Raw genomic sequence first — 14,569 nt, 5'->3', positions numbered from 1 at the left:
TTAAAAAAACAGGTTTAGGATTAAGAAAAACACCGACGGCGCCAGCAAACAGCCAAGCCCTGTATAAAACGTCGCCACCAGCGCCCCATAAGGCACCAGACGCACATCCGTGCCCGCAAGTCCTGCCGCCACACCGCTGGTCGTGCCTGCCAAGCCACCAAATATCATGGCAGAGCGTGGGCTTTTGAGCTGCATAAATTTGGCAAACAAAGGCGTGCCCACCATAAAAAACACAGATTTGACCAGTCCAATGGCGATAGACAAGGCGATGATTTCTGAGCTTGCACCCACCGCCGAGCCGGTGATAGGCCCGACGATGTAGGTCATCGCTCCTGCCCCAATGGTGGACATCGATGCAGCGTCCTTATACCCCATAATCCATGCAATCGCCGCCCCCGCAACAAACGGCACGACACAGCCCAAAGCCAGGGCGATCAGTCCGATTTTGCCTGCTTTTTTGACTTCTTTGACATCCACTTCAAAGGCGGTGGACGCAATCGCCAAATCACGTAACATGGCACCACCCAACAACGCAAATCCTGAGAAAATGGCAATGTCAGAAACACCTTTTTCGCCGCCGGTATAGATGCCAGCGAAGTACGCCAGCACCAGCCCAAGCGTAATGGCGATGGCAGAGCCTTGCAGCTTACCCTTGGTCAGATATTTTGACAAAAGATGCGAGATGTACATCAACAAGCCCGTGAAGGCAAGTGCGGTCACTAGGGCATTTTTGGTAAGTACGGTAATGATAGCTTCCATATTAACATTCCTTGTACAAATCAGACGGCAGGTTTACTGTCACTTTCCCATTCATAAGTATCGTAGTCGTTGGACATTTTGTTGAGATAGCGAATGGCGAATACCGTCGCACCCAGCGACACGACCGAGACGACGACCGCCACCATACCGCCGCTCAATGCTGCCACGACGTTCTGTCCTGCGCTCATAGCGACAACAATCGGAATATACATGCCAGACCAATACAGCACGCCAAACTGCGTGGACTGCGGCAATGCGCCCCGCTTGATAAGAAGTTCTTTGGAAATAATCAGCAAAATCATGGCGATAGCCACACCGCCGACGTTGGCCTTGACACCAAGCAAGGTGCCAAGTGTGTTACCTAGATATGAGCCGAGCAGATGGCAGACTGCCAGTATGGCGGTTCCGTATATAAACATATTACATTCCCTTTATAATCCTTGGCTAACATATAGCAACCATCCTAGGGATAAATTTGCTATAATAACTCCTTAAAATATGACACACATTTGTTCCGATTAAGCCAATGATGTCTGTCACAGAGACTTCTTGCCAGTTAACTAGCTTGAAGCTGTATTTAATATACCCTAAATTGTTTTTTTGATCAACAATTTTGTATACAATTTTTATTAGTGTAATACATGAGTACTATCAGTCAACTACCACTATCTCTACAAATCAGTAAACGTATTGAAGATGATATTATCTATGGAGTGTTTTCTCCTGGTAACAAATTAGATGAAAAAGAACTCTGCGCTCGCTACGGCGTATCTCGAACACCAATTAGAGAGGCTCTTAAATTACTTGCATCAGAGGGCTTAGTGGAGATACGCCCACGCCGCGGAGCTGTTATACCAACCGCTGATCCTATGCGGCTATTTGAAATGTTCGAAGTCATGGCAGAACTTGAAGCTATGTGCGGCCGACTGGCTTGCCGTCGGATTACCCCTGAGCAAACACAGGCAATTTTACAATTGCATGAATCTTGTCGCGATTACATGCAATCGGGAGACTCTGAAAGCTACTATGAGGCTAATCGCCTATTTCATGAAGCAATCTACCAGGCCAGCCATAACCACTTTCTAATTGATCAAACTATTGCTTTACATAAAAGACTTCATCCATATAGACGTTTGCAACTAAGAGTAGGTAATCGTATGGAGAAATCCTTTGCTGAGCATCAAGCAATCCTTGAAGCAATTTTTGCTAATGATGAGGCTCGTACAGAAACCTTGCTTAGATCACATGTAGTTATTCAAGGTCAAAAATTCTCTGATTTGATGGCAACCATTGAACAATTCCACAAGAATAAGCTCAACCTTTGAAAGCAATGTAAAGATATTTTTTAAAATATTAATGCAATTTAATGATTGGAACTGTAGTAGATAAATCATAAATCCCACACCATTTTTGCCAATCCTGTAAGCCGATCAGATGATATGCCGTAGTTAATCCAAACTTGCATTCTTGAATAAAAAAGATTGCAGTGTGTTTTACTAATGACGTTATACTGTCTTAGAATTCGCTTAGCTTGCAGACAGAATTTTGAAACACCATTGATATGATTATAGTCATGCACAAACTCTTCTGGGTGTTTAATACTAAAAATCTTTACATCATTCTATATCAAGGACATGGTAACTTTTGTAGCTGTCTGTACCGGTACAATCACAATTGAGTGTTAAGAATGTATAAATGGCTTTGTTGACATAACGACCTTCTTCTTTGACTTTATAATAAATGACATCTAACCATCCAAAAGGATAAACACCATCCAGTGGGCGAGATTGCCAGGCTTAAAGTCTGGCAATCAGTTCATCGGTGATGCTGCTTATGGCGACTTGAGATATCTCAAGTTGGTAAATCTCAGCAATATGCTCTTTGATCGCCTTATAGCTATGTGAATATAGCGATAGAATACGGCTGTCTATTTCAGGTGTCAATGTAGCTTGATGCTTCTTGACCAAAGTAGGTCAAATTCACCATTTCTGTCACCGAGGTGTTTCAATCTCAAAACTACCAACCGCTGATTTAACCATTTTCTTGGTATAGCCATTACGACGATTGCCATTAGGGGTGAGATCTTACTCAAAATAGTGATTGATTTCAGCATTCAGAGCAGCTTTGGTGAGTTGTTTGACCAAAGAGGCAAGCACGCCATCATGACCATTAATTGGTTTGCCTGCTTGAATTGCTTTTAACGCTTCGTTGAGATCAAATTGTTGCATCAGGTCGATCCTTGCATTGGGTGTAGTTTACAGGATTGACGCAGAATTTTGAATGGTTCCGTTTTTAAGAAATTTTATTTTGCACAGATGCTACATAATGACCAAAATACGGCTATTAGCCGTATTTTTTAAAACAAACATTTCAACCAACACATTGTTAAATATAGCCTTCATCTTTTATTGAAAAGTTTGTTCAGGTGCTACCTAATGGCGTATTTTGTTTGAGATCTTTTTAACCATAAATACTTTGTCGTTACGCTTTAAAAGACCAAACTAAGCGTGGATTTCAAGACCAAGATTGCATTCTATTACGTGCTTGACTTTATAATAAAAATAAATGTGCCAAGTTTGGATAAATATATAGTAAATTACTGGTTGTCTGGTGCTAACATAGGTAAAAAATTCAAGCATTTTTATTTGCTATTTTTTAAAACAAGTTGTTTCCATATTAGCAGTATAGCAGAAGTATTCATCTACTACAGCCTCAAAAAATTGTCATTTAAACACATTAGGTTCTGTTGAACATTCATATCTTAAGCCATTGATAAGCAAAGGCTAGAGCCACATTATTTTCAAAGTTTCTTTTTAGCTTATCAAAGCGTGTGGCAATCGCTCGATAATCTTTAATTTTGCAAAAAGCGTTTTCGACTAAATGTCGAAACTTATATAAATACCAGTCCATATGGTCATTGGATTACCATGAGCATCAACGGCTAAATGTATTTTAGTTGTATTACCCCACGACTTTTAGCAATCGCTTGGTCTTTAGGGTTTGCTCCACTGCTATGTTGATGGGCTTTGATGTGGCTATCATCAATAAAGACCCATTCCATGTCTGGTTGGTCTATTACTTTGTTAAACAGTAAAATGAGCTTGTTATTGGCTGACCAACGGTTGAAGGCTTTGTAAACTGTATTGTGTTTCTAAAAATATTTGGGTAGGTCTCGCCATGGTAAGCCTAATTGCATTCGATACAATACACCTTCTACTGTCTTTCGTAAGTTGGGTTTGTCATATAATCCAATTTCAAGTGAAATGGGTTTAAGTCTTTTCCATTGCTTATCATTTAGCGCTTATCATTTAGCATGAGTCTGGGCTTAGTCATAGCGAGTAGTTCTCTTTTTGGTTCAGAGCTTAAAGTGTACTATCTCGCTATTTTTTTTGGCAAAATTTTCTTTCTCAATGTTCAACACGCCCCAATAAATTAAGCACTGTACCATTATTATCTTTTGCATGAATTTTGTTACAATTTGACACATATTACAAAAACTTATGTTGTAATTGGCTTATATAATACCGCAACTTTTTTATCATGTTTCATTGAAACTTAAGGTTATGTTATGAATAAATTCGCCCTTGTCATCGCCGCCACTTTGGGTCTGTCTGCGTGCGTGGCGCCGATGGATGAGCCCAATGGCACCGTCATTATCCCTGTGCCAGTAGGCGTGCCTGTCATCATCCACGACAAAACCAACACGACCGACAAAAAAGACACAGAAAAAAACAGTGTCCATGTGTGTAAAATCAAGGCGTTCACAGACACTTTTACCGCTGAACATGAAAGCCGAGGTAAAGCACGCTTGGCTGCCAAGAAAAAATGCACCGCCGCTCATCATGAAATGTTTTGCCGCGATGACTATATCGAATGCACCGAGTATAAATAATCCTAAGTCAAAGCCCACCCAAGCGGTGGGCTTTTTGACATCTGATGCCCCAAGCGATGGTTTTTTGGTTATAATAGTTTAAATTCTCATTCAAATACGACCATGACAAATCTCATTTATCCAAACATCGCTGACATTCCAAACCTTGCCAAGCTGCCAACTGATCACATTGACCGCTCAAGACCACCTGTGATTTTGGTGGATGGCTCTTATTATCTGTTTCGCTGCTTTCATGGTCTGCCGCCTCTATCGAACTCCCAAGGACTGCCGACCAATGCCATTCGCGGCGTCCTAAATGCACTCAATAAACTCATCAAAAAATACAATCCTACCTACATGGCGGTTGCATTTGACACCAAAGTGCCCACTTTTCGCCACGATTTATCTGAAGCTTATAAGGCACATCGTCCGCCGATGGATGACGATTTGCGCGTGCAGATTCCTTATATCCATGACATGATCGAAAAACTGGGCATTCCACTTATCAAGATCGATGGCTTTGAAGCAGATGACATCATCGGCACACTCGCTCGCCAAGCCTGCCAAAATGGGTATCCTGTGGTCATCTCGACAGGCGATAAAGACATGGCGCAGCTGGTCAATGACTGTGTGATACTTGAAGACAGTTTTACTGGCAGGCTGACCGATAAAGCTGGTGTGGTTGAGAAATTTGGTGTCACCAGTGAGCAGATCGCCGATTATCTGACCCTGATGGGCGATGCGTCCGATGGGATCTCTGGCATCCCCAAGGTCGGTCAAAAAACCGCCGCCAAACTGCTCAATGAATATCACGACATCGATGGCATCTTAGCCAATCTTGAGCACATCAAAGGCGCTGTCGGCAAAAGTATCGCTGACAATCAAGACGATATCCCACTTAATCGCGTACTAGCCACCATCGTCACCAATCTTGAACTTGCCATCGGTTTTGATGACATCGCACTTGATCACAGTCAAGCTGCCGAGCAAAAACGCGCGCCTGCGTTATATACACTTTTTCAAGAATTAGAATTTAAAAAAGAAATCGCCGACACCGCCAAGCTGCTGACTCAGTCCAATAATCAAGCAGACAAAAGCCTTCCGCCGACCGAAGATTTATCATCTGATGCTGACAGCGCCGATACACCAAACGGCGTACCAACACTGCCTTCAGGTGAAGTGTCCTACCATACCATCACAACGAAAGCTGCCTTTGATCAGCTTGTAAATAAGTTAGCCTCAGTGCCGTATTTTGCCATCGACACCGAGACCACCAATATTGACTGGCAACAAGCAAAGCTGGTGGGCATCTCGGTGAGCACTGCCAACTATGAAGGTTATTATATTCCTGTGGGTCATACAGAAGATTTTGATGTATTGATCGATGATCAGCTGCCGATTGATGAAGTGTTATCCGCTCTTAAGCCCATTTTAGAAAACCCAAACATCGGTAAAATCGGACAACACGTAAAATATGATGCGCATATCTTCAAAAAATATGGCATCACCCTAAACCACTGGGCAATGGATACCATGCTTGCCAGTTATGTCATCAACGCCGCCGCGACACGGCATGGCATGGATGCTTTGGCGGAGCATTATTTGGGCATTCAGACGACCACTTTTGAACAAGTCGCAGGCAAAGGCGCCAAGCAGCTTAGCTTTGACAAAGTCGCCTTAGACGTGGCAAGTCGCTATGCGTGCGAAGATGCGGATGTCACTTTCCGATTGTTCAGTGTCTTTAGCGACTATCTAAGCCGTTATGACGCTGCCGCCAAGCTACTACATCAGCTTGAAATCCCCACCGCGCAGATTCTGACGCAAATGGAGCATGATGGGATTTTAATTGACACTGATTTTTTGGGGCAATTATCAGATGAATTTGATAAAAAAATTATGGCACTGCAAATCGAGGCTGAACGCATCGCAGGTGAGCAGTTTAATTTGGCAAGTCCAAAACAGCTTGGCAAGATTTTATTTGAAAAATTAGGCATCGCAGGTGGCAAAAAAACCAAAACAGGGCAATATTCCACATCAGAAGCCGTCTTATCAAAAATTGATCATCCGCTGATTGATGTGGTGCTTGAGCATCGCAGCCTATCTAAGCTCAAAAGCACCTATACCGACGCACTGGCAAAAGCCGCCGACAGTCAAGGGCGCGTTCACACCAGCTATCACCAAGCGCTCACCAGCACAGGTCGCCTGTCATCGTCAGATCCGAACCTACAAAATATTCCCATTCGGACAGACACAGGACGACTGATTCGTGAGGCGTTCGTTGCGCCGCCAGGTCGCGTGATTTTGGCAGCGGATTATTCACAAATCGAGCTTCGACTGATGGCGCATTTTAGTGGCGATGAAAGCTTGATTCGCGCTTTTAATCACAATTTGGACATTCACACCGCGACCGCAGCCGAAATCATGGGCAAAGACATCAGCGAAGTTACGCCAAGCGAGCGACGCGCTGCCAAGGCGGTGAATTTTGGGCTATTGTATGGCATGAGCGCTTTTGGGCTTGCCAAGCAGCTTGGCGTTGATAGACCGGTTGCCCAAGAGTATATCAAGCGCTATTTTGCGCGCTACCCTGCCATCGCAGGCTATATGGAAAATACTAAAGCCATGGCAAAACAGCTGGGCTATGTACAGACGATTTTGGCACGTAAGCTGTATTCGCCTGACATCCAAAGCAGCAATCGCATGGTCAAAGATGCTGCCGAGCGCGCAGCGATTAATGCCCCATTGCAAGGCTCAGCAGCTGAGATTATCAAGCTTGCAATGATTGCTGTAGATGAAGTACTACCTAAAGCGCACGCAAAACTGCTACTACAAGTGCATGATGAGCTGGTTTTTGAAGTTGATGCTGACAAGGCGGATGATATCGGCAAGCTGATCAAAACAGCGATGCAAAATGCCTTGACCGACACCGCCAAGCAGCTGGGCTGGGAAGTTGATTTTGCTGTGCCACTCGTGGTTGAGGTCGGTATTGGCGAGAACTGGGATCAGGCGCATTAAAGCGATTGGTTAAAAGACATACTGTGCGGCTCAATCAGTCGCACATTTTTTTAATTTTAATATGAGCCAAGGCAGGGTTTAATTGTAATCAACACAAAAACAACAAGCTGTACCGTCACCGATACAGCTTGCCATTTTCTATGATTTTACCACCGTAAAATCCGTATCCTTACCAACCTTCCATGAATAGCACTTCATCCTTGCCCTGCTCCATCAGGGTTTTCCTTTGCTATGGGTGTATTATGCAATAAAACCGTGATGATGAAAATACGCCAAAATCGTCAATATTTGTGCGATATTTCCTACAACTTTTATTTAAGGTCATTCTTCCACCCAAGCACCTTGACGCCAAACGAGCGCAAAGCGTGTCACCTTGCCGTCTTTTTCTGAGCCGATATATTGCTCTGAATTTTTGCGGCTCCATCGTAAGATCGTCGGATTACCTGCTTCATCTGCATCTGGCGCATCGAACAAATAGTGGAATTTAGGCTCAAGCTGATCTTTGATCTCGCGCAGCTCGCTAAGCTTAGGCGGACGAGTTTCGCGCACTTTGGGGAATTTGGATGCTGCCAAAAACAGCCCCGCCGCCCCTTCGCGTAGCACATAATGATCATCAAATTTTTGTGAGCGCAGATTAGGCATATCAATCGGTGTCATACGCGGCGGCGCAGCTTGACCATTTTTGAGCACTTTACGGGTATTATCACACTTTCTGCATGCAAAATATGCCCCAAATCGCCCCGTTTTCAGCTCCATTTGACCGTCACATTTATCACAATCAATGGTCGGTGCATCACTGGTGGCACCGCCTACTTCAAACACGCCTTTTTCAAGCACATAGCCATCGCAATCAGGATTATTACCACAGATATGTAGCTTAAGTCCGCCATCGACGATATAGCCATCCATCGCGGTATTGCATTTTGGGCAGCGTTTTTTCTCCATAAGCGCATTAACTTCCGCCGAATCATCATCGGCATCAAACTCAAATGCCGATACAGGCATCAGATTTTTGGTACCCTTACAGCGCTCTTTGGGCGGTAGATTATAGCCAGTACAGCCCAAAAATACTCCCGTTGAGCCAGTGCGCACCTGCATAGGACGGCTGCACAAATCACAATGAATATCAGGCACATTGGTCGGATCATTTGGGCGCATCCCATCAGAAGCTTTGGCGCTATCAAGCTTTTGCTTAAAGTCATGATAAAATTGATCCAATACCGCTTTCCAATCTTCATCACCGACCGCCACTTCATCAAGCTTATCTTCTAGCCCTGCAGTGAACGCATAATCCATCAGATCAGGAAAGCTCTCCACCAGCCTTTCTGTGACAATGTCGCCCATTTTTTCGGCATATAGGCGTTTATTTTCAAGTCGCACATAGCCGCGCTCTTGGATGGTTGAGATGATCGACGCATAGGTGGACGGTCTGCCAATGCCACGGCTTTCAAGCTCCTTGACCAAGCTTGCTTCGCTGTAGCGAGCAGGCGGACTGGTAAAATGCTGCGTCGGCAAAATCTCAATCAGTGGCAGCTTTTCACCCACTTTGACAGCAGGCAATAAGACATCGTCAGTCTTGGCAGGTGGCTGCACGCGTGTATAACCATCAAACACCAAAGTCCGCCCTTTGGCTTTTAATTCCACATCACCGGCAGTTACGATCAGATTCACCGACTGATAGCGAGCGGGCGTCATCTGACACGCCACAAACTGTCGCCAAATCAGTTCATACAGTCGCTGAGCATCACGCTCCATGCCAGTCAGTTGCGAGGATTTTACCGAAACATTTGAGGGGCGAATCGCTTCGTGTGCTTCTTGGGCGTTTTGTTTATTACCATAAAAATTGGGCTTTTGGGGCAAATAAGCGTCACCAAAATTCTCAGTGATATAATCACGCACAGAGTTCAGGGCATCTTGACTCAAAAAGGTCGAGTCAGTACGCATATAGGTAATATGCCCTGCTTCGTATAGACGCTGCGCCAAGATCATGGTCTTTTTGACACTAAAACCAAGACGCGTACTGGCAGCTTGCTGAAGCGTTGAGGTGATGAATGGCGCGGATGCCCGCGACTGAGTGGGCTTTTCTTCGATCGCTGACACAATAAAGTCTGATGAGCCTAAAGCCAAGACCACTTCGTTAGCTTGATCTTTATTGCCAAGCTTGAGCGTTTTACCGCCGTGCTTAACCGCTTCAAGGTTCAGCGTCTCGCCTGCTGCGGTGTTATTGGTATGAATTTTCCAATATTCAACGGGCACAAAGGCGCGGATCTCACGCTCGCGCTCCACCACTAAGCGCGTCGCCACGCTTTGTACGCGCCCTGCTGATAATCCGCGCGCGATCTTCGCCCACAGTAGCGGCGACACCATAAAGCCCACCACACGATCCAAAAAGCGGCGCGCCTGCTGCGCATTGACACGATCGATATTTAGTTGATCAGGATGCTCAAAGGCGGTTTGGATGGCTGACTTGGTAATTTCGTTAAATACCACGCGGCTGTATTTATCATCACTGCCACCGATGACTTCTTTTAAATGCCACGCGATCGCCTCACCTTCTCTATCTAAGTCAGTGGCTAGATAAATTTTATCAGCGTCTTTGGCAAGCGCTTTGAGTTCGCGGATGACTTTGGTTTTATTGGGCAGCACTTCATAGACAGCCGCCCAATCATGCTCAGGATCAACGCCCATGCGGCGAACGAGCGCCTTTTGGGCTTTTTCTTCACGAGACAGTCCCGCATCCTCGGTCTTGTTGGCTTTGGATGTGCTGCCACTGACAGGCAGATCGCGCACATGACCGATACTTGAGCGCACCACATAATCTTTACCCAAATATTTATTAATGGTTTTGGCTTTTGCAGGCGACTCCACAATCACTAAGGATTTGCCCTTAGCATTGGCTTTGGTCGATGCCGCCTCAGCTTTGGTGGTCATTTTTTTAGAAGTTGCCATGATTATGCCTTTATTTAAATGTGATAAATGTCTGAAAAATCACCCTACATTCCTTTGGATGATTCTGTATCAATTTGCATTTATAGGGTGCAAATGTGGTTTTGTCAATCATTTTATAAAAATTTGCTCAAAGTTTTATCAAATGACCGATCGCGATTATCAAGATGCCATATCGCCATCAATTAATTTTGCCCAAGCTGTCAGCTGGGTTTTGATGTCATTTAGGTCGGCTTGGGCTTTTGCTTTATCGAGCTTATAGGCTTTGTGGCTGTGCTGATATTTATCATCTAGCCAATACAGTGAGATGTGATTTGCCTTGACCGACAATCCCAAAACTTGGGTCTTGATGTGATCGGGCAGATGCATGGGCTGCTCATCAAGGCGGCGCACCTGCGTTAGCATCTTTGGTGTATAAAACTGCTGAGTTATCAGCTGCCAACGATCTGCCATGACATGATATTGAGCCATTGGCAGCCTAAGATCTTCTATGATGACAGTGTACTGGGCAATCAAAGGCGTGTTGCCAGCTCTAGCATACACATCTTTTTTGGCGGGCTTGAGCGCATCATACCGACCTTTAAGCCAAGCTGGGCAAGCAATGAGCTTAGGAAAAATGCCAAAACTGCGTGCCATCAGCCGAAAATCAGCCACTCGCACTTCATTAGCATTGGGTCGCGCCGCCATAAAATTGCCTACCAAAAAACCAGCAACGACAAGCACAACAATAACAGCGATACTTCCGCTTGATAATGACATCACACCATCCTACAAAAGCAGCTGGCGCTTGCCACTGTTATCCATCGATGAGACCAATCCACGCTCTTCCATCTGGTCAAGCAGACGCGCTGCGCGATTGTATCCGATGCTAAACTTGCGCTGCACTGACGAGATGGATGGCTTTCTGGTCTCCACCACAAAAGCTGCTGCCGCTTCATACAGCTCATCGCCATCAATGCCGCCGCCCATATCGCCACTGCCTTCGCCCTCAAACGAATAGCTATCAGATAGATCAATATAGTCAGGCTTACCACGCTCACGCCAAGCATCACAGACTCGATTGACCTCATCATCATCCACATAAGCGCCATGCACACGCTCAGGATGATTTTTACCCGGTCCAATGAACATCATATCGCCATGACCCAGCATATCTTCGGCGCCGCCTTCTTCGATGATGGTGCGGCTATCGACTTTGGAGCTGACGCGCAGCGCAACACGAGACGGAATATTCGCCTTGATCAAGCCTGTCACCACATTTACTGTTGGGCGCTGTGTGGCAAGCAGCAGATGAATGCCAGCGGCACGTGCTTTTTGAGCCAGACGCACAATCGGCTCTTCGGCAGTTTTGCCAAGCTGCATGATCATATCAGCAAATTCATCCGCCACAATCACAATCGTTGGCAGTGGCTTGAGCTTAGGCGGCTTATCTTGGCTAACACTGTGATTGATATTCCATAAAGGATCATAAATTGGCTCGCCCTCAGCTTCGGCGGCTTCTACTTTTTTATTAAACTCGCTGATTTTACGGACTCTCAGCTTACTCATCAGCTGATAGCGCCGCTCCATTTCATTGACGCACCACGTCAGGGCCGCCACGGCATCTTTCATGTCGGTGATGACAGGGGTCAATAGATGCGGAATGTCGCCATAGTTGGCAAGCTCAAGCTGTTTTGGGTCAATAAGTACAAGCTTCAGCTCATCGGGCGTATATTTTAGCAGCATTGACAATAAAAATGAGTTCACCAACACCGATTTACCCGATCCTGTCGTGCCTGCCACAAGCATGTGAGGCGCTTTTGCCAAATCAGCAATCACAGGCTTACCGCTAATGTCTTTACCGACAGCGATGGCGATTTGGTTATTTGGGCTTTTATAATCTTCTGTGTCCAATAGCTCAATCAGATGCACCATCTCACGCTTTTGGTTGGGTACCTCGATACCAATATAGGGCTTGCCTGGAATCACCTCAACCACACGCAAAGATGCTTTGGACATCGAGCGTGCCAAATCTTGAGATACGCGCGTGACTCGGCTTGCCTTGACCCCTGGCGCAAGCTCAACCTCAAAGCGTATCACCACAGGACCCACCATCGCCGAAATCACTTGGGCTTGGATATTAAATTCTTGAAGCTTGATCTCCAAAAGCTCTGAGGCTTGCTGAAGTTCATCCTCACTAACCTTGGGCTTGTTGGATAAATTGGGCTTATCCAATAAATCCAGCTCAGGAATCGGCGTCAAGCTCAAACGATAGCTTAATGTATCCATCGCACGAGACTGTACAGGCGCTGGGGATTGTTTTGGTTTGGGTGTCTGCTCTTGGGTAGGCTTAGTGTCCTTAGCTATTTTAACTTCAGTCGCCTGATTTTCATCAAAGTTAGGGCTAACTTTTTGAATTGTTTTAAATCGCTCTACGGTTGATGGATTGTTATTAATGACTGTCTGGTCGGACGACCCATTTGACTCACCCAAAAGATTTTCGTCATCTGACTTATGATGACGATACTTTATCGGGTCAGTTGTAGCTGCTTGTTGCGTTTCTTGGTGAATGTTTTCTACTTCTGCCTCGGCAGCTTGTTTATAAGCTTCATTCTCACGCTCAGCGATCAGCTCATCACGCAGTCCAGAATGGCGTAAAAAGCTCTCAAGTGCACCGTCATGATTATGCGGCGTGCTCACCACGGCTGGCGCTGCAGGGCTTATCTCTTCATCCAACATGGCGTCGTCTGCATGCTTTGGCTTAGGCTCTGATTCTGCTATAGGGGTATGTTTATCGCCGCCAATCCACTGAAACGCCAGACCCATCAGATGACGCCAACGAATCTCAAAGCTTAGCAAAGATATGATGACAATCATACCAACCAAAAGTAGAGCTGTCACCGTCTCACCAAAGATGGCAGCAAGACTTTTTTGAAGCTCAAATCCAATCGCCCCACCCATCCGCGTAGCAAGTAAAGCATCCATAATTTCGCCGATATAAGCAAGCAATGCACTGACAAACAATATCAACAGCCCATAAGCAAATAATCTTAAGACCCAAAATAGCTTAACATGCGTCCACCACAGCCGCACCAGCTCATACGCCAGCACAAGCACAGCCACCCACGCACCAAAACCAAATAAGGTATGCAAAATATCCGCCACCCACGCACCGAGCGGTCCACCGACATTATTAATGGTCGAATGACTGCCAACATGCGACCATGCCGAATCCGTCGGATCATAAGACAGCAGCGATAAAAATAAAAATACCAACAATACAATACCAAAGATACTAAAAATCAGTTGCTTGATGGTTGGCAGTTTACCCATGAGACGGGTAATGGTCGGATTTTGAAATAGATTACTCATGATGACTCGTCGGCAGGCGATGGGCGTCTTATATTTGACATAACTGTCTATTATAGCGAATTTGATTCAATTAGCCAAACATTTGCAGCTTGTCAAATAAAGCCACGCCTTATTTAACAAGCTTAGGCGGCTGATCGACACACAATAGTCTTACTCTTCAGCCATCTTTAATATGAGTAGACAAGCCCATCGATCATTTAGGGCTTAGGCAACAGACCCATCTCGGTCAAGATTTCATTTGCCGCACGATAAGCCTCTTGAGTGGCAGGCGCGCCGCAATAAGGCAAGCTGTGTAGCAGCACTTCTTGGATTTCTTCAAGGCTTGCGCCATTATTCACCGCTCCGCGAATATGACCTTTGAGCTCGGTTGGGCTTTTTTGAGCAATCAAAAACGCCATCGTCACCAACGAACGTGTTTTTTTATCAATGCCGCCGCGTTGCCAAGTCGAGCCCCACGCGTGCTCATTGATCCAATCTTGTAAAGGCTCATTAAAAGGCGTCACCTGTCCCATCGAACGCTCAACGTGCGCCTCGCCCATCACTTGCTTGCGCACTGCCACGCCATTTTGATAAGTGCTGTTTTTATCATTGATACTACTCATGTCATTTCCTTATTGATTAAAATGAATA

Annotated in this window: 11 protein-coding genes and 2 pseudogenes; 3 read left to right on the top strand and 10 right to left on the bottom strand. The window is 45.4% G+C overall.

All coding sequences use genetic code 11. From position 1 onward, the window contains the following. Positions 1 to 759 carry a malonate transporter subunit MadM gene (gene madM / locus AO382_RS02715; RefSeq protein ID WP_064617967.1) on the bottom strand — a complete coding sequence of 253 codons (759 nt, stop codon included), beginning with the start codon at positions 757 to 759 and terminating at the stop codon, positions 1 to 3. A gap of 20 nt (positions 760 to 779) precedes the next feature. After that, positions 780 to 1,178, bottom strand: a complete 399-nt coding sequence (gene madL / locus AO382_RS02710) for a malonate transporter subunit MadL (protein ID WP_064617965.1) — start codon at positions 1,176 to 1,178, stop codon at positions 780 to 782. A gap of 222 nt (positions 1,179 to 1,400) precedes the next feature. Here madL and AO382_RS02705 point away from each other — a divergent pair, with 222 nt between their 5' ends. Beyond that, complete coding sequence (locus AO382_RS02705) at positions 1,401 to 2,084, top strand: GntR family transcriptional regulator (protein WP_064617963.1); 684 nt, start codon at positions 1,401 to 1,403, stop codon at positions 2,082 to 2,084. A 291-nt stretch (positions 2,085 to 2,375) separates the two neighbouring features. Here AO382_RS02705 and AO382_RS11420 read toward each other — a convergent pair. The 4 genes and pseudogenes from AO382_RS11420 to AO382_RS02695 form a co-directional block, all read right to left on the bottom strand. Then, a pseudogene (locus AO382_RS11420) lies at positions 2,376 to 2,543 on the bottom strand (hypothetical protein); the annotation flags it as partial. Between the two features lie 12 nt (positions 2,544 to 2,555). Further along, a complete protein-coding gene (locus tag AO382_RS10625) occupies positions 2,556 to 2,702 on the bottom strand; it encodes a hypothetical protein (protein ID WP_154806251.1) in 147 nt (48 codons plus the stop codon). 141 nt (positions 2,703 to 2,843) lie between these two features. After that, positions 2,844 to 2,987 (bottom strand): hypothetical protein, encoded by a 144-nt coding sequence (locus AO382_RS10620; RefSeq protein ID WP_154806250.1) that lies wholly within the window; start codon positions 2,985 to 2,987, stop codon positions 2,844 to 2,846. 526 nt (positions 2,988 to 3,513) lie between these two features. Then, positions 3,514 to 4,024 (bottom strand): annotated as a pseudogene (locus tag AO382_RS02695) (transposase). Positions 4,025 to 4,327: 303 nt separating this feature from the next. On the opposite strand from AO382_RS02695, the gene AO382_RS02690 reads away from it, so the two are divergent. Both AO382_RS02690 and polA read left to right on the top strand, forming a co-directional pair. After that, entirely contained in the window at positions 4,328 to 4,651 is a 324-nt protein-coding gene (locus AO382_RS02690) for a hypothetical protein (RefSeq protein WP_064611225.1), read from the top strand. A gap of 102 nt (positions 4,652 to 4,753) precedes the next feature. After that, positions 4,754 to 7,642: a DNA polymerase I gene (polA, locus tag AO382_RS02685; RefSeq protein ID WP_064617960.1), complete on the top strand. Its 2,889-nt coding sequence runs from the start codon at positions 4,754 to 4,756 to the stop codon at positions 7,640 to 7,642. A 321-nt stretch (positions 7,643 to 7,963) separates the two neighbouring features. Here polA and topA read toward each other — a convergent pair whose 3' ends face one another. From topA to AO382_RS02665, 4 genes are all read right to left on the bottom strand, one after another. Next, entirely contained in the window at positions 7,964 to 10,591 is a 2,628-nt protein-coding gene (gene topA, locus AO382_RS02680; protein WP_064617959.1) for a type I DNA topoisomerase, read from the bottom strand. Between the two features lie 159 nt (positions 10,592 to 10,750). Continuing rightward, entirely contained in the window at positions 10,751 to 11,347 is a 597-nt protein-coding gene (locus AO382_RS02675; protein WP_064617958.1) for a hypothetical protein, read from the bottom strand. 9 nt (positions 11,348 to 11,356) lie between these two features. Further along, on the bottom strand, positions 11,357 to 13,939 hold the full coding sequence (locus AO382_RS02670; protein WP_064617957.1) for a DNA translocase FtsK: 2,583 nt from the start codon (positions 13,937 to 13,939) through the stop codon (positions 11,357 to 11,359). Between the two features lie 197 nt (positions 13,940 to 14,136). Then, positions 14,137 to 14,541, bottom strand: a complete 405-nt coding sequence (locus tag AO382_RS02665) for a carboxymuconolactone decarboxylase family protein (RefSeq protein ID WP_049236961.1) — start codon at positions 14,539 to 14,541, stop codon at positions 14,137 to 14,139. Between the last annotated feature and the right edge of the window lie 28 nt (positions 14,542 to 14,569).

It is taken from the genome of Moraxella catarrhalis, assembly GCF_001656295.1.
GTDB lineage: Bacteria > Pseudomonadota > Gammaproteobacteria > Pseudomonadales > Moraxellaceae > Moraxella > Moraxella veridica.
This window is presented reverse-complemented; position numbering and strand designations above follow the sequence as displayed.